The sequence below is a fragment of the Mycobacterium canetti CIPT 140010059 genome (genome assembly GCF_000253375.1).
Classification (GTDB): domain Bacteria; phylum Actinomycetota; class Actinomycetes; order Mycobacteriales; family Mycobacteriaceae; genus Mycobacterium; species Mycobacterium tuberculosis.
Map to the genome: position 1 here is coordinate 3,804,716 of NC_015848.1, position 18,647 is coordinate 3,823,362.

An 18,647-nucleotide genomic window follows, 5' to 3' on the forward strand; every position below is an offset into this window, starting at 1 on the left:
TGTCAACCGGTGATCAGGGTGTTGCGCCGGCGCCGCCGAGGCCGCCGTCGCCGCCGAACCCTGGCTCCGTGCCTGAGTTGGGCTGGCCGGCCTGCCCTTTGCCGCCGGCGCCGCCGGCCTTGGCGCCGCTGTTGCCGCCGTTGCCGCCGTCACCGCCGTCACCGCCGTCACCGCCGAGGCCGGTAGCGCTCTGGGTGCCGCCGCCAATGCCGCCCTGGCCACCCTTACCGCCGTTGCCACCGAAGCCGCCGTCCGGGGCGTTGCCTCCGCCACCGCCCGCGCCGCCACGGCCGCCGTTGCCGCCGGTGGAGCCGCCGCCATTGCCGCCCTGGCCACCAAGGCCGCCCTGACCGCCGGCACCGGCAAAGACGCCGTCGCCGCCCCGGCCGCCGACACCGCCGTTGCCGCCGCCACCGGCCACGGTGCCGACGGTGCCGCCGCCGTTGGGGCCGCCCTGACCGCCGTCGCCGCCGAAGCCGCCCTTGCCGCCGAAAAAGCCGCTGCCGCCGGCGCCGCCGGCGCCGCCGCCACCGCCGCTGCCGCCTTGGGTGACGGAGCTGTTGCCGCCGACGCCGGCGCCGCCGTGGCCGCCGTCGCCGCCCTTGCCGCCCTCGCCGGAGCTAAGGCTGCCGTTACCGCCGGCGCCGCCAGCGCCACCGGCCCCACCTGAACCGCCGACGATGCCGCTGTTGGCGCCGATCGAGCCCCCGTTGCCGCCGGCACCTCCGTTGCCGCCCTTGCCGCCGTCGCCACCTGAGCCGTTGGGGTTGCTGCCGCCGGCGCCGCCCTTGCCGCCGTTGCCGCCGGGGGCGCCCGTGACCCCGATGGAGGCGGGGCCGCTGGTAGCGCCGAAGCTCCCATCACCGCCATTGCCACCGGCGCCGCCCTTGCCGCCTGAGCCGGTGGCGTTACCCCCGGCGCCACCGTTGCCGCCGGAGCCGCCGGCGCCGCCGCGGCTGCCGCTGCCCGGGTTGGTGGCAGCCCCACCGTGGTCACCGTTGCCCCCGTCGCCGCCCTTGCCGCCAAGCACGACGCCGGTGCCGCCGGCGCCGCCGTTGCCGCCGTTGCCGCCGGCGCCGCCGCCAATGCCGCTGCCGCTGCCCCCGGTGCCACCGAACCCACCCTGGCCACCTGCGCCGCCGGCGCCGCCCGTGTCGCCGCTGCCGCCGGCGCCGCCGTGGCCGCCGTTACCGGCGTTGCCACCGCGAGCGTTGCCGTTGCTGGAACCGCCGTTGGCGCCAGCGCCGCCCTTGCCGCCCGCGCCGCCGGTGGAGCCAGGGCCGACACCGTCGCCGCCCTTGCCGCCATTGCCGCCTGAGCCGGCGTTGCCGGCATCGCCACCGCCACCGTTGCCGCCGGCACCGCCGTTGCCACCGGCACCACCGGCGCCGCCGTTGCCGGCCGAGCCAGCGCCGCCGTTGCCACCGGCACCACCGCTGCCGCCGTGGCCGCCGGACTGGCCTGTGCTCAGGCTGCCCCCGCCAGCACCGGCGCCGCCGTTGCCGCCGGCCGCGCCGGCGCCGCCCGTGGTGCCGCTGCCACCGCTGCCGCCGCTGCCGCCGTTGCCGCCGCTGCCGCCGTGGCCGGCGGCGCTGGAAGTGCCGCCGCCGTTGCCGCCGGCGCCGGCGGCACCACCGGCCAAGCCCGCGACGCCGGTGCTGTTGCCGGAGTTGCCGCCGTTGCCGCCGTTGCCGCCGGCGCCGCCGGTGGCACCGCCGCCGTGGCCGCCGTTGCCGGCGCTGCCGCCGGCACCGCCCTGGCCGCCGGCGCCCGCGGAGCCGTTGCCGCCGTTGCCGCCGTGGCCGCCGTTGCCGCCGTGGCCGGCGGTGACGTTGACGACGCCTGAGCCGCTGCCGGCACCGCTGCTGCCGTTGCCGCCCTTGCCGCCGGCGCCGCCCGTCGTGCCGTCGCCGCCGTGGCCGCCGTTGCCGCCGTTGCCGCCGTCGCCGCCCACGGCGTTGCCGAAGGACACGCCGGCGACACCCGCGTTGCCGCCGGCCCCGCCGGCACCGCCCGCGCCGTTGAGGCCAGTGCCCCCGTTACCGCCGGCACCACCGGAGCCGGCGTTACCGGTGGTCGTGCTTTTGCTGCTACCGCCGTTACCGCCGGCGCCACCGGCCCCTCCGGCACCGCCCGCGTCGGTGCCGATACCGCCATTGCCGCCCGCGCCGCCGGAGCCGGCGTCACCGCCCAAACCGACGTTCCCGCCGTCGCCGCCGTTGCCGCCCTTGCCGCCGGCGCCGCCGCCACCGCCCGTGGTGCTGACGCCGCCGTCGCCGCCGGAGCCGCCGTTGCCGCCGTTGCCGCCATTGCCTTCGGGGCCTCCCGGACCGCCGTAGCCGCCGTTGCCGCCGGCGCCGCCGAACCCAACCTCGGAGACGCCGCCGTTGCCGCCGAGGCCGCCGTTGCCGCCGGGGCCGCCGAATTTGCCGGCGCCGCCGAAGCCGCCGCCGCCGCCCTGGCCGCCTAAGGAAATGCCGCCACCGCCGTCGCCGCCGCTACCGCCGTTGCCGCCTGTGCGCCCTTCCCCGCCGATGCCTCCCTGGCCGCCGAAGCCACCGACCCCGCCGGCCCCGCCGTCCCCGCCGGCGCCGCCGACACCGCCGACACCGCTAGCAAAGTCGCCCGCGCCGCCGGGACCGCCGGCGCCGCCTGGGCCACCCAACCCGGTGCTGGCGAAGCCGCCGGCACCGCCATTGCCGCCAGCGCCGCCGGTTGTCGCGGCGACGTCAACGGCGCCGCCACCGCCGGCTCCGCCGAAACCGCCGAGGCCGCCGTTGATCATGCCGGTGCCGCCGTTGCCGCCGTTACCGCCCTTGCCGCCCGTGCCGAAGAAGCCGGCCTGGTTCAGCGCCCCACCGCCGTTGCCGCCGTTGCCGGCGTCACCGCCGTTGAGGCCGGAGCCGCCGTTGCCGCCGTTGCCGCCGGCCGCGCCGCTCCCGTTGCCGGCGGTGCCGCCCTTGCCGCCGGCGCCGCCGTTGCCGCCCGTGCCGCCGTTGGGGGTGATGCCGTCGGTGCCGTCCAAGCCCGTCAAGGAGCCGGTGCCGGCCTTGCCTCCGGTGCCGCCGACGCCGGCGTTGCCGCCGTTGCCGCCGTGGCCGCCGGTACCGGGGTTTCCTACGGTGCCGCCGCCCGGCAGCATGACCCCACTGTTTAGGCCGTTTTCGCCGGCGCCGCCGTCACCGGCTTTGCCGCCATCGCCGCCGTTGCCGCCGTTGCCGCCGGTGCCCGTGGCGCCGTCGGTGTACCCGGCCGCCTGCGCCTTGCCGCCCGCGCCGCCATTGCCGCCGGCGCCGCCGTCGCCACCGTTACCACCGCTACCGCCGTTCTCGCCGTTTGCGCCGTTGGCATTGGGGCCGGCGCCGTCGGCGCCTCTCTCGCCGGCGCCGCCGATGCCGCCCTGGCCGCCGTTACCACCCTTACCGCCGTTGCCGCCGTGGCCGGCCAATGTTCCCCCGGCACCGCCGGCCCCGCCGTTGCCGCCAGCCCCACCGTCGGTGCCCGAGGTGCCGGAATCACCGCTGGTAGGGCCCGGCGTACCGGCTTGGCCGGCTGCGCCGTTGCCGCCGGCACCGCCTTTGCCGCCATTGCCGACATTCCCGCCGTTGCCGCCCTTGCCGCCGGCACCGCCATTGCCGCCCGCGACGGTGGGGCTGGCGCCGTTGCCGCCGTTGCCGCCGTCACCGCCGCTGGTGGGTGCGGTGCCATCGGCCCCGTCCGCACCCTTCATGGCCGGAATGGCGCCCTTGCCGCCGGCCCCACCCTGGCCGGCAACGCCCACATTGCCGCCGTTGCCGCCGGCACCGCCGGCGCCCTGGTTGATGGCCAAGGTCACGTCACCGGCGGCGCCGCCGCCGCCATTACCGGCGGCGCCGGCGTTGCCGCCGGCACCGCCGTTGCCGGCCTTAGCGAGCGTGGCGAAGGCGTCACCACCCTTACCGCCGATGCCGCCGTTGCCGCCGTTGCCGCCCTGTCCGCCATTCGCGCCATTGGCGGACGCGGAGAAATCTTGGCCGTTGGCTCCGGCGCCCCCGTTGCCGCCCTTGCCGCCGTCCCCGCCCGTGCCGGCCGCCGATCCGCCGTTGCCGCCGATGCCGCCGTTGCCGCCGTTGCCGCCGTTGACGGCAAGGCCGGTGCCGGCGACGCCATTTCCGCCGGCACCACCCGCACCGCCGTTACCGACCGACCCGCCATGGCCGCCGTTACCGCCGGCGCCGCCGCTTTCTCCCGCGACGGTGGGGGTGGCGCCGGCACCTCCGTTGCCACCGTTGCCGCCGCTGGTGGGCGCGGTGCCGTTCGCCCCGGCCGAACCGTTCAGGGCCGGGTTCGCGCTAACACCGCCGGCCCCACCCTTGCCGCCAACGCCCACTTCACCGCCGTTGCCGCCGTCACCGCCGGCACCCTGGTTGACGGCCAAGGTCACATCACCGGCGGCACCGGCTCCGCCATCACCGGCCTTGCCGCCGGCACCGCCGGCGCCGCCGTCCCCGGCCTTGCCGTCAGTGCCGGCGACCGCGGTGCCGCCGGCGCCGCCACTACCACCGTCACCGCCCTTGCCGCCGTTACCGCCCATTCCGCCATCAGCACCGGGCGAACCCAAGGTGGCGGCGTCGAATCCGTTTCCGCCGGCGCCGCCGCTGCCGCCGCCTCCGCCCTTGCCGCCGGCGCCGCCGTCGCCGTGCTGGGCGCCGCCATTTCCGCCATTACCGCCGTTGCCCCCGGCGGCGCCATTGGTGCCGTTACCGCCCGTCGGTTGTAAGGCGGTACCGGTAGCGCCGGTGGAACCCGCATGACCGGCGCCGCCGGCACCGCCGGCCCCGCCGTTGCCGACCAACCCGCCATGACCGCCATGACCGCCGGCACCGCCGACTTGTAGGGGTGAGTTGGCGGTGGCTCCGATGCCGCCATCGCCGCCGTTGCCACCGCTGGTGGGGGTGGCGCCGGCGGCACCGTGCGCACCCGCCAATATGCCGCCGGCCCCACCGACCCCGCCCACGCCGGGGTTGCCGCCGTTACCGCCGTTACCGCCGGCACCATTGTTGAAGGCGAAACTCGGATCGCCAGCGCCGCCCTTGCCGCCGTCGCCGCCAACGCCGCCGGCCCCGCCGGCCCCGCCGTCGCCGACCAATAACCCGCCGCGCCCGCCGTTGCCGCCGGTTCCGCCGTTGCCGCCGTCGCCGCCGTCGAGTCCGTTGAGGCCGGCGGCACCCGGCAGGCCGGCAGCCCCGGCTCCGCCGGCGCCGCCGTTCCCGAACAGCCCGGCGTCGCCACCGTTGCCGCCTATACCTCCGATGCCGCCGACCCCGCCGGCGCCGCCGTTGCCGTAGACAAATCCGCCGGACCCGCCGACGCCACCATTTGTGCCGGCGCCGCCGGCACCGCCGGCTCCGAACAACCACGCGTTGCCGCCAGCACCACCGTTAGCACCGGTCCCGCCGAGCCCGCCGGCCCCGCCGTTGCCGTTCAGCCACCCGCCGGATCCGCCGACACCACCGGCTGCGCCGGCGCCGCCGGCCCCGCCGGCCCCGCCGTTGCCGAACAACCCGGCCGCACCGCCGGGCCCACCAACTTGACCGGCCGCCCCCGAGCCGCCGTTACCGCCATTACCCCACAACAGCCCCCCGGCCCCACCGGGCTGCCCGGTCCCCGGCGCCCCGTGAACGCCATCACCGATCAGCGGGCGCCCCAACCACAGCTGTGTGGGCGCGTTGATCGCGCCCAACACTTGCTGCTCCAGCGCCTGCAGCGGCGACGCATTCGCCGCCTCGGCAGTCGCATACGCGCTGCCAGCCGCGGTCAGCGAGCGCACAAACTGCTCATGAAACGTCGCCACCCGAGCGCTCAACGCCTGGTACTCCTGCGCGTGGGTACCAAACAACGCCGCGATTGCCGCCGACACCTCATCACCGGCGGCCGCCAACACCTGCGTCGTCGGGCCCGCTGCCGCCGCATTCGCCGCGCTGATGGCCTGCCCAATCCCGGTCAAGTCCGCCGCGGCCGCCGCCACCAGCTCCGGCGCCACCATCAGCGACATGACCATTCCTCCAACACCAACGGCGCGTACAGCCGGCTCGCGCGAGCCTTGACCGCCGGCGGCAACCCGAGCGATCCCATGGCCCTAGGCGGTTCTCGGGCGAACGCCACGTTTAGCGGATCGATTCCACCCGGTCGTTGCGTTGCGGCGCAGCAATAGACATCTCGAAGCACTCCGGCTGCCAATCTCGTCGCGTTTATTCTGCTCGTGACCAGCGCAGGAAAGGGCGGGATTACGAAAGTCTTCGGGATCTCAGTGCACAGTGCACACATGTTTAACCAATCACCATGGCATAACGCACACCAAAGGCCGGGAGCGCCGAAAACGGAGCAAAACAATTGGATCGGGTGCTAGCTTTGCCGCACCGTGGTCAGCCGCGCCAGGATCGGTCGGCAATGGCACCACCGGAGCAGGCGAAAGGTACCCGGTTCTAGCCCGTCCCCAACGGGTCAATGGTGGATGCTATATAGACCATGGCCGCCGCGACCGTCACGGTCGTCACGAAATCGATCCCCTTGCTGCGCACCACCAACAGGCCGGCCCGTTCCTCGGACAACACCAACCGCAGCACCGCCGCCACCCCAACGCCGATACCGATCAGCAGCGCACCACGGCGCCAGAAGTTGACCCCCGCCAGGATCGGCCACTGGGCGCCAACAGTGCGCCGCAAAACGGCCCTCACGGTCATCGCCGCTCAGCCAGCTCCACGACACTTGTCAGCAAGGACGCCCGGGGCGAAGGGCGTTCGCCAAGTCTGTAGATGAGCTGCGGTAGATGGCCGGCGGCGAGGGTTGAGAAGCGTCAACTTCGATTGTGACGCCTGGGAGGACTTCTTATTTCATACGCGATCGGTGATGCCGCCCTGAAGCCGAGATCGACGGCGCGGAGACGTTCGAGAAGACGTCGCGGTGAGGTCAATCCCGGTGTGACCAACGGCCGGTTACGGCCCGGTGCCCGCGAACAGCAGGCCCGACAGCTGCTGGCCGACGTTCATAAAGCCCGAGACGAAGGCCGATGTGACCAGGCCAAGCGTGCCCGTGTTGTACACGCCCGAGATGCCCGCGCCACGGTTGAGGATGCCGGAGAGCTGGGTGCCGAAATTGGCGAAGCCCGACGCCGACCCGAGCAGCGGATCCGAGATCGCGTTGAGCACCCCCGACATGCCCGACCCGGAGTTGGAGAAGCCGGACCCGCCACCACCGCCGGTGTTGAAGAAGCCCGACGACGGCGCGGTGGTGTCGTTGCCAAAGCCCGGTGCTCCGCCGAACCCGAAAATCGGGAGGCTGACGGGGCCGATGGTGGTGCTGGCGTGTAACTCCACCGGGATCCGGTCGATAACGACCGTCGGGAGATCAAAGGGTGGGGTGCCGCCGGACAAACCGAGGCCCAGCGGGAGTTGGGGAATCAGGGTGCCGCCCGGGATGGTGAAGCCCGGAATGGTCAGCGACAGCGGCAGGCCGATGTGGATGGGTCCGGTGGGAATGGTGAATCCGGGGAAGTGCAGTGTCGTCGGGTTCAAGTTGATGGGTGCCACGGTGAATGGTTGAAGTATGGAGACCTCGCCCCCGGGCGTGCCGTCGGGTCCGACCGCGGCCGGTGAAAAGCTGGGTCTGACCTTGAACCCCGAGCTGCTTCCAGCCGTCATCCTGATCTCCGAGATGGCAGCATCCACCGAAAAGCCAGGGATGGTGAGCGTGATGGGGTCCACGGTGATCGGGCCGACGTCGAAGGTGGGGGCGATGCCCAGGTGGATTGAGGGGATGGGGATGTCGGGGATGGTGATCGGCCCGATGTCGCCGATCGCGGCGAAGCCCAACGGGATGGACGGGATGTGGATGGGCGGAACGATGGTGGCGGGGCCGATGCCGCCGGTGACGTCGGCGCCCACCGCGGGGAACAGCGGAATGGCGTACCCGACGGAGAAGCCGGCCAGGCCCTCGTAATTGCCCCGCCACAAGATGCCGTTGCTGAAGTTGCCGGCGATGAGGGCGCCGGTGTTCACATTGCCCGCGTTCGCCACGCCGGTGTTGGCGTTGCCGGTGTTGAACCAGCCGGTGTTGATGCTGCCCGGGTTGCCGTCACCGGTGTTGGTGTTGCCCGCGTTGAAGCTGCCGGTGTTGTGATGGCCGGCATTCGCGATGCCGGTGTTGAAGCCGCCGGCGTTGACTAACCCGGTGCTGGCCACCCCGGAGTTGCCGATACCGGTGTTGTAGCTGCCCGAGTTGAACAACCCGAAGTTGCCGGTCCCGGTGTTGAAGAACCCGACGTTGCCGGTGCCGGAGTTGAACAACCCGACATTGCCGGTGCCGGAGTTCAACCCGCCGATCCCGGTCTGGTTGTCGCCGGTCAGCCCGATCCCGAGGTTGTTGGTGCCGGTGTTGGCCAAACCGACATTGCCGATACCCATGTTGGCCAAACCGAAATTGTTGCTGCCGGCGTTGGCGAACCCGATGTTGCCCAGGCCCGCCAGGCCGGCCGCCAGACCCGAATTCCCGAACCCGAAGTTGGCATTGCCGATATTGCCGAACCCGAGGTTGCCGCCGCCGATGTTGCCGAAGCCCAGGTTGAGTTCGCCAATGTTGGCCGCGCCCAGGTTGAACTCCCCGACGTTGCCGAAGCCGGCGTTGTGGTTGCCGACGTTGGCCAACCCGATGTTGACGATGCTGCTGCCCTGGTTCAGCACAGTGCCTGCCGAGAATAAGCCCGACAGTTGCTGGCCGACGTTGCCCACACCCGACACCAACGCCGGCGTCCCAAGCGGCAGCGTGCTGGTGTTGTAGATCCCCGACAGCCCCGAGCCGAGGTTGAGCACGCCGGAGCTCAGCGTGCCGGCGTTGGCAATACCCGAACCCGCCCCCGCCAACGCGGTGTGCGCCTGGTTCCACCAGCCCGACATGTTCGCGCCGAAGTTGCCGAAGCCCGATCCCCCGCCCGCGCCGGTGTTGAAGAAGCCCGACGACGGGGTGGTGGTGGTGTTTCCAAAACCCGGGGTGGGCGGGATGTTGATCAGCGGGATGTTGCTGGCGATGACGTAGAGTTCGCCGTCGGCGTTCGCCGGGATCTCCGGGAACGTGATCGCCGGAATGGTCGCGCCCGGGGTGCCGACGAACACATCGAGGTTCAGCAGCGAGTTCGCCGGGAACGTCAACCCACCGGGGAAGAGGGTGATCGCGTCGATGCTGCCCGGCACCTGGAAACCCACCGGGATCTGGTGAAGAGTGAGCGCCGGGGTGTTGAACGCCTGGGTGGCCGCATTGAAGACGGCGTGCACCGGGCCGGTCGTGCTGAGCGTCGGGATTCCCGAGGTGATATTTCCGCTGGGGAAGAGGTCGCCGAAGCTGTAGCTTCTGCCGACCGCGTACCACGTTGGGCCGATCAGACCGGATGAAGTCCACACTATGAAGGGTTCTGTCTCGCTGCTCGCCCCGACCGACGCGGCCATATCAAGGACCGCCCGTGCGGCGTTCAGGGCGGGAATGGCGACGGAGGGAACCGCGATGGGGCCGAAGCCGACGCTTCCGGTGACGTTCGGCTGGAGTGCGGGAATGTCGATTTGCGGGATGGTGAAGGCGCCCATCGCGACGTTGCCGGTCAGGTGCGCGTTGATCGCCGGGACCGGGATGGGCGGGACGATTACCGGGCCGAAGGCCCCGGTGAAATGCGCGTCCAGAATGGTGATCCGGGGAACGTCGAGGCCGTAGGTGTAGCTGACCAGGCCTTCGTAGTTGCCCCGCCACAGGATGCCGTTGCTGAAGTTGCCCGACATGAGCGCGCCGGTGTCGACGTTGCCCGCGTTCGCGATGCCGGTATTGGAGTTACCGGTGTTGAACCAGCCGGTATTGATGCTGCCCGGGTTGAAGTCGCCGGTATTGGTGTCACCGGCGTTGAAGCTGCCCGTGTTGTAACTGCCGGCATTCGCCAGACCCGTGTTGAAACCACCGGCATTGAAAAGCCCAGTGCTGCCCGTTCCGCTATTGCCGACGCCGGTGTTGAAGCTACCGGAGTTGAACAACCCCCAGTTGCCGGTCCCGGAGTTGAAGAACCCGACGTTGCCGGTGCCGGAGTTGAACAACCCCAAGTTGCCCGCACCGGAGTTCAGGCCACCGAACCCGGTCTGGTTGTCCCCGGTCAGCCCGATCCCGAGGTTGTTGGTGCCGGTGTTGCCGAACCCGATGTTGCCCACACCCATGTTGGCCAGGCCGACGTTGTTGCTGCCCGCGTTGCCCAACCCGATATTGCCGATCCCCGGCAGCGCCCCCAGGCCCGAGTTGGCGAACCCGACGTTCCCGTGGCCGATATTGCCGAACCCGACGTTGCCGTTCCCGACATTGCCTAACCCCAGGTTGAGGTCGCCGATGTTGGCCGCGCCCAGGTTGAGGTCCCCGACGTTGCCCAACCCGAGGTTGTAGTTGCCGACATCGGCCAACCCGACATTGAGGATGAGGCTCTGATTCAGCACCGTCCCGCTCGCCAACACCCCCGACAGCTGCTGGCCGACGTTGCCCAGGCCCGACACCAACGCCGGCGTGCCCAAGCCCACGATGCTGGTGTTGTACAGCCCCGATATGCCCGAGCCGACGTTCAGCACACCCGAGTGCAGCGTGCCGGCGTTGAGGACGCCCGAGCCTGCCCCCAGCACCGCGCTGTGCGCCTGGTTCCACCAGCCTGAGCTGCCCGCACCGAAGTTGCCGAAACCCGACACCCCGCCCGCGCCGGAGTTGAAGAAACCCGACGACGGGGTGGCGGTCGCGTTCCCGAAGCCGGGCGTCGGCGGAACGATGATGATCGGAACGCTGCTGTCGGGCACGCTGATGTTGAGGGCCAGGCTCAGTGGCAGCGGATCGATCGTGAAACCACCCGGGAATATCGTGATCGGATCCAGCACACCGGACGCATCGATGGTCAACGGAATCGCATTTTGCGGGATGTTGAGGCCGCCGGGGAACAGGGTGAAGGCCGGAAGACCGCCCGACACATCGATCTTGAGCGGGATAGGCGAAGTCATGATCGTTGGGATGGTGACGGCCGCGAAAGTTATTGCGAGGCTACCGGTGCTTCCGCTGCTGGGACCGGTATGGATCAAGATGCCCTGAGTGGGTGCGGTGACAAAGCCACCACTCATTCCGGTTGAGTTGGACGCCCCAATTATCCAGTTGTCGCCGAGCGCATTCACGAAGAGCAACGGAAGTCTGAAGGGCGGCGGGGCGGGGGCCGGGGGCGTGTTGAGCGGAATCGTGTAGGTCTGGCCGCCGATCGTCATGCCCGGCAGGAAGACGATGGGCGGGATGACCGTCGATTCGTGGATGTCCAGCGGTATTGCGGGAACGTCGATTTGCGGGATGGTGAAGGGGCCGATGTTGACGAGTTCGTGGATGTCGAACAGCGACATGCCGGGGATATCGATCTGATCGATGTGGATGGGACCGAGGTTGACGGTTTCGTTGATGTCCACCAGGGTGCTGCCGGTGATTTCGATGCTGTAGGAGAAGCCGAACAGCCCGTGGTGATCACCGGTCCACAGCGCGCCGTTGTTGAAGCTGCCGGAATTGAACGCGCCGGTGTTGACATTGCCCGTGTTGAACAGGCCGGTGTTGGTGTGGCCGGCGTTGAACCAGCCGGTGTTGACATTGCCCGGGTTGAAGCCGCCGGTGTTGGTGTTGCCCGCGTTGACGCTGCCGGTGTTGTAGCTTCCGGCATTGGCCAGACCCGTGTTGAAACTCCCGGCATTGAAAAGCCCGGTACTGCCCGTTCCGCTGTTACCGATGCCGGTGTTGTAGCTGCCCGAGTTGAACAACCCCCAGTTTCCGGTCCCGGTGTTGAAGAACCCGATGTTGCCGGTGCCGGAGTTGAACAACCCCAGGTTGCCGGCACCGGAGTTCAGGCCGCCGAACCCGGTCTGGTTGTCGCCGGTCAGCCCGATCCCGAGGTTGTTGGTGCCGGTATTGCCGAACCCGATGTTGCCCAGGCCCATGTTGCCGAAGCCGACGTTGTTGCTGCCGGCGTTGCCCAACCCGATGTTCCCGATCCCCGGCAGCGCCCCCAGGCCCGAGTTGCCGAACCCGACATTGCCGTGGCCGAGGTTGCCGAACCCGACGTTGCCGTCCCCGAGGTTGCCCAACCCCAGGTTCTGCCCGCCGAGGTTGCCACCGCCGAGGTTGAGGTTGCCGACGTTGCCCGCGCCCAGGTTGACGTCGCCGACGTTGGCGAAGCCGAGGTTGTAGCTGCCGACGTTGCCCAGGTTGACGATGTTCAGCGGATTCAGGTGCCGCAGCTCGGCGATCGCCGCGTCGATGATGCTCGGCTGCCCGGAGCCGCCCGACCCGCCGCTGGTCAGCATCGCCAGCAGGCCATCGATGGACACCCCCGACACGTGGTTGCCCAGGTTGCCGAAACCCGAGATCACCGCCGGCGCGGAGCCCAGCGTGCTCACGTTGAACATGCCCGAGATGTCGACGCCGGAGTTCAGCACACCGGATGCCAGGCTGCCGGCATTGCCCAGGCCGGAGAGCGTCCCCACCATCGGACTCGAGGCCTGGTTCAGCAAGCCGGACACCCCCGCGCCGAAGTTGGCGATGCCCGAGCCGCCACCGCCGCCGGTGTTGAAGAAGCCCGACGACGGCAGCTCGGTCGAGTTGCCAAAGCCCGGCAGCGCCGGAATGTCGATGATCGAGATGTTGATGGGTCCGGCGCTGCTGAGAACGTCGAAGTTCAGCGGAATCGGGTCGATCCTGGTGCCGGTGATGGTGACCGCCGGAATGTCGACGGACACATCGATCGGCACGACCTCCGACATCGAAATTCCGTTGATAGTGGAGGCCGGGATGTCGATCGGCGGAATGTCGATGGGTATGGATTGGCTGAACGCGATTCCCGGCAATTCGATGGCGTCGATGGTCTGCTGCAGCGGCAGGGCCAATCCGCCCAGCGTTGCCGAAGTAAGGGGTATGGCGACCTGTATCTGAACCGAGATTGTGGGATCGGGAAATTCATTTGGGAACGCGTCGTGGAGGAACTGAAGCTTGAGGTTGACGTTGAACGGATTGAGCTGGACGTTGGAGACGGTGATCGGGCCGAACCTGAATTGTCCGGTAATGCCCAGCGCGGAAAGCAGGGTGGTGGCCGGGGCGGTGAAGCCGACGTCAGCGGCACCGTCGAAGTCGATGTGGATTGCCGGAATGGGGATGTCCGGCACGGCGAAGCCGTAGTTCGCTTGTCCCGTGATGCCCAGGTGGATGGGGGGAAGGATCGTGGTGTCCGGGATGATAATGGGGCCGATGCCGCCGGTTGAAGTCCAGTGGATCGGGAATTCGGGAATCGTGATGCCGACGTTCAGGCCGAACAGGCCCTCGAAGTTGCCTCGCCACAAGATGCCGTTGCTGTCGTTGCCGGCGATGAAGGCGCCGGTGTTGACGGTGCCCGAATTGGCGATGCCGGTGTTGGCGTTGCCGGTGTTGAACCAGCCGGTGTTGATGCTGCCCGGGTTGAAACCACCGGTGTTGGTGTCACCCACATTGAAGCTGCCCGTGTTGTACGACCCAGGGTTGGCCACACCGGTATTGAAATTACCGGCATTGAAAAGCCCAGTACTGCCCGTTCCGCCATTGCCGATCCCGGTGTTGTAGCCGCCCGAGTTGAACAACCCGAAGTTCCCGGTCCCGGAGTTGAACAACCCGACGTTGCCGGTGCCGGAGTTGAACAACCCGATGTTGCCGGCACCGGAGTTCAAGCCGCCGATCCCAGTCTGGTTGTCCCCGGTCAGCCCGAAGCCGAGGTTGTTGGTGCCGGTGTTACCGAACCCGATGTTGCCCACACCCATGTTGCCGAAGCCGACGTTGCCGCTGCCGGCATTGCCCAACCCGATGTTGCCCACCCCGGCCAGGCCCGCCGCCAGACCCGCATTGCCCAACCCGAAGTTGGCATCGCCGATATTGCCGAACCCGACGTTGCCGCCGCCGATATTGCCCAACCCCAGGTTCTGCCCGCCGACGTTGGCCGCGCCCAGGTTGAAGTCCCCGACGTTGCCGAAACCGACGTTTACGCTGCCCACATCGGCCAACCCGAGATTGATGATGAGGCTCTGGTTGAGTGCCGTCCCCGCCGAGAACAACCCCGACAGCTGCTCACCAACATTGCCGATGCCCGAGACCACCGCCGGGGTCCCCGGCGGCAACCCGCCGGTGTTGTACAGCCCCGACACACCCGAGCCGAAGTTCAGCACACCCGATCCCAGCGAACCGAAATTGGCGAAACCCGAACCCGCCCCAGCCACCTCGGTCTGCGCCTGGTTCCACCAACCCGAGCTGCCCGCACCGAAATTCCCGAAGCCCGACACCCCACCGTCGCCGGAGTTGAAGAAACCCGACGACGGAGCGGTGGTCGTGTTGCCAAAGCCCGGGGTCGCCGGGACGTTGATGATCGGGATTTGGATGGATCCGAACAGGACGGTGCCATCCCAGAGCACCGGGACCGTGGTGATCTGGAAACCGTTGGGCAGCAGGGTGAACGGGTCGGTGCCGCCGGACAGGTTGATCACGCCCGCGGAAGCCTTAGGAAATGTGAGGCCACCCGGGAAGAAGGTGAAGGGGTCGTTGCCGCCGGACAAGCCGAGGGTCACCGGAGTTTGGGCGGGAATGGTCCAGCCATTCGGGAAGAGGGTCCAGGTGGTGGTGCCCAGCGCAAGGCTCAGGGGAATTGGGGACCCAATACTGAGGCCGCTGATCTGGGGGCCGGTGATTGACAGGTTCGATATAAAGAAGCCTATAGCGGGAGGGTTGGGATTGCCGAAATTAGCGATGCTGATAAACGGGTCGTTGAATTTGAAGGATCCGATGCTGAGCCCTATGCCACCGTTGAGGGCGTTAAGAGCGGTGACATCCGAGATGGTGGTTTGTCCTAAGCCCACGGATCCCAGGACGTCGATGGGGATCTTGGGAATATGGATTTCTGGAATAGTGAAGGGACCCAGGCCGATGCTTGCATTGGTGATGTTGAAATGGGCGGCGGAAATTGGGACGGGCGCCACGTGCAAGGGACCGATTCCACCGACCGCATGATAGGTGAGGGGGAATTGCTCAATAGTGAATCCGAGGTAGGCGCTGAACAGGCCCTCGAAGTTGCCTCGCCACAAGATGCCGTTGCTGTCGTTGCCGGTGATGAAGGCGCCGGTGTTGACGGTGCCCGAATTGGCGACGCCGGTGTTGGCGTTGCCGGTGTTGAACCAGCCGGTGTTGATGCTGCCCGGGTTGAAACCACCGGTGTTGGTGTCACCCACATTGAAGCTGCCCGTGTTGTACGACCCAGGGTTGGCCACACCGGTATTGAAATTACCGGCATTGAAAAGCCCAGTACTGCCCGTTCCGCCATTGCCGATCCCGGTGTTGTAGCCGCCCGAGTTGAACAACCCGAAGTTCCCGGTCCCGGAGTTGAACAACCCGACGTTGCCGGTGCCGGAGTTGAACAACCCGATATTGCCGGCACCGGAGTTCAAGCCGCCAATCCCAGTCTGGTTGTCCCCGGTCAGCCCGAAGCCGAGGTTGTTGGTGCCGGTGTTACCGAACCCGATATTGCCCACACCCATGTTGCCGAAGCCGACGTTGCCGCTGCCGGCATTGCCCAACCCGATGTTGCCCACCCCGGCCAGGCCCGCCGCCAGACCCGCATTGCCCAACCCGAAGTTGGCATCGCCGATATTGCCGAACCCGACGTTGCCGCTGCCGACATTGCCCAAACCCACGTTCAAGTCGCCGATATTGGCCGCACCCAGGTTGACGTTCCCCACGTTGCCGAAACCGACGTTTACGCTGCCCACATCGGCCAGCCCGAGGTTGATGATGAGGCTCTGGTTGAGTGCCGTCCCCGCCGAGGACAACCCCGACAGCTGCTCACCAACATTGCCGATGCCCGAGACCACCGCCGGGGTCCCCGGCGGCAACCCGCCGGTGTTGTACAGCCCCGACACACCCGAGCCGAAGTTCAGCACACCCGATCCCAGCGAACCGAAATTGGCGAAACCCGAACCCGCCCCAGCCACCTCGGTCTGCGCCTGGTTCCACCAACCCGAGCTGCCCGCACCGAAATTCCCGAAGCCCGACACCCCACCGTCGCCGGAGTTGAAGAAACCCGACGACGGAGCGGTGGTCGTGTTGCCAAAGCCCGGGGTCGCCGGGATATTAACGCCGTTGATCAGGATAGGGCCGACAGTGACGCTGGCGCCGAGGTTCAGCGGGATGCGGTCGATCGTGATCGGCGGGGTGCTGAAGCCGTCAATCTGGCCGTCTATGTCGATCGTCAGCGGCAGCGGCGCAGCGGGAATGGTGAAGCCCGGGATCGTGAATCCCGGCGTGCCGATCGACGCGCTGGCCAGCAGCGCCAGTGGATTGTTGGGAATACTGATGCCATTCGGGAAGATCGTTACTGCCGGGGTATTCCAGTTGACGGTTACCGGGAATTGCTGGTTAATTCTGGTGTCGATAGTAAGGTTACCTAATTGGAGGGTGACGTTGCCGGCAAGATCTTTGATTTCGATTCCTGAAATGTTGACGACCCCCAAGCCAAAGAAGGGGCCGACGTTGAAGGTCGTGTTGAAGTTCTGGGCCGGGAACAGGGTGATGGGCGAGACGGTGATGGGGCCGACGCTGATGGGTATGGCCGTACCGCCACCAAAAGCGGGGATCACGATGTCCGGAACGACCAGCGGGCCCAAGTTGACGGTTTGGTGAATGTTGAGCGGGATGGTGGGCAAAATCTGGATCGGCAACACGGTGATGGGGCCGACGCCGCCGTTGAGCTCGAGACCAATGGGGATCGCCGGAATGGTCGATCCACCGGAGAGCCCCCACAGGCCCTCGTAGTCACCCCGCCACAGCACACCGTTGCTGAAGTTGCCCGAGATGAACGCGCCGGTGTTGACGTTGCCCGAGTTGGCGACGCCGGTGTTGGTGTTGCCGGTGTTCAGCCAGCCGGTGTTGACGTTGCCCGGGTTGAAGTCACCCGTATTGGTGTTGCCCGCGTTGAAGCTGCCCGTGTTATAGCTACCCACGTTGGCCACACCCGTGTTGAACCCACCAACGTTGAACAACCCGGTACTGGCCGTCCCCGCATTACCGACACCGGTGTTGTAGCTGCCCGAGTTGAATACCCCGAAGTTGCCGGTCCCCGAATTGAAGAACCCCACATTCCCGGTGCCGGAGTTGAACAACCCCAGATTACCGGTTCCTGAATTCAGGCCCCCAATGCCAGTCAGGTTGTCCCCGGTCAACCCGATCCCGATGTTGTTGCTACCCGTGTTGGCAAAACCGATGTTGCCCACACCCAGGTTTGCGAGGCCGTAGTTGCTGCTGCCCGCATTGCCCAACCCAATATTTCCCATGCCCGGCGGCAACCCAAGACCCGAGTTGGCGAACCCGAAGTTGGCGTTGCCGATATTGCCGAAGCCGAAATTCCCGCTACCGGCGTTGGCAGCACCCAAATTCTGCGCACCGACATTGGCCGCGCCCAGGTTGAATATCCCGACATTGCCCAACCCGACGTTGTAATTACCGACATTGCCCAAACCCGCGTTAAGGCTCAGCATCTTCGCGGGTCCGGCGAATAGAGCATTGAGGAACGCGCCGACACCACCCCCCAACGCCTGCGCCGGTGGGCTGAACGCCGGCAACGCCGCGGCAGCAGCCGACGCGCCGGAATGGTAGCCGGCCATCGCCGCCACATCGGCGGCCCACATCAACTCGTACTCGGCCTCGACGGCCGCGATCGCTGCGGCGTTCTGCCCCAGCAGGTTCGACATCGCCAACGCCCGCATCGCCATCCGGTTGACCGCCACCGCCGCCGGATCCACCGTCGCCGCCAACGCCGCCTCAAACGCCGCCACCGCGGCCCGCGCCTGCCCGGCCACCGCCACGGCCTGCGCCGCCACCGAACCCAACCACCCCGCATACGGGGCCGCCGCGGCCGCCATCGCCGCCGCCGCCGCACCCTGCCACACCCCCGCCGTCAGGCCCGACGTCACCTGCCCAAACGACACCGCCGCCGACCCCAACTCCTCAGCCAGCCCATCCCACGCCGCGGCCGCCGCCAGCAACGGGCTCGACCCCGCACCCGAATACATCAGCACGGAGTTGATTTCCGGGGGCAGAACTGGAAAATTCAACCGCCCCTACCTCTGCCGCTCACGATGCGTTCACACCTCATCGTCTCACCACGACGTGGTGAGCGCGGGCACTTCGACAAACTAATCTGCAATATCCCGATCGCGTACAAACGTGCCGACATTTGCGGCGCATTAATGCCCATATCGGCTTGTATCTCTTGTAGTGCCGCTTTGACGGGGTGGTGGTCAGGTACGGTGGCCTCGGGAGAGGTTGGAGGGCTCGACGTTTGGGCTGAGTGTCTGGGCTCGTGAAAGAGATCGTCTGCTCCAGCTTTGTCTCCTGAACTGACCCGGTTTAGGGAATTGGTGGCCAGGTTGCGGAAGTGCGCAGCATCGACGTGTACCTGGGTGAGGCATCGAATCATCGACAAGCACCGGAGCCGCGCGTGAACTCCCGCCGCGTTGTGGTCGGGGATGATGTGGGAGACCGGCCGGCAGTGCTGTGTACGAAGGTTCTCCCACCGC

3 protein-coding genes and 1 pseudogene are annotated in these 18,647 nt (G+C 68.2%); all 4 read right to left on the reverse strand.

Going from position 1 to position 18,647, the window contains the following annotated elements:
* Nucleotides 1-13 precede the first annotated feature (13 nt).
* Nucleotides 14-1,030: a hypothetical protein gene (locus MCAN_RS24225; RefSeq protein ID WP_015288518.1), complete on the reverse strand. Its 1,017-nt coding sequence runs from the start codon at nucleotides 1,028-1,030 to the stop codon at nucleotides 14-16.
* Between the two features lie 157 nt (nucleotides 1,031-1,187).
* Nucleotides 1,188-6,040 (reverse strand): annotated as a pseudogene (locus tag MCAN_RS23875) (PE family protein).
* A 424-nt stretch (nucleotides 6,041-6,464) separates the two neighbouring features.
* Nucleotides 6,465-6,722 (reverse strand): DUF3017 domain-containing protein, encoded by a 258-nt coding sequence (locus MCAN_RS17745; protein WP_003417619.1) that lies wholly within the window; start codon nucleotides 6,720-6,722, stop codon nucleotides 6,465-6,467.
* Between the two features lie 252 nt (nucleotides 6,723-6,974).
* Entirely contained in the window at nucleotides 6,975-18,182 is an 11,208-nt protein-coding gene (locus MCAN_RS17750; protein ID WP_014001701.1) for a PPE family protein, read from the reverse strand.
* Nucleotides 18,183-18,647: the final 465 nt, after the last annotated feature.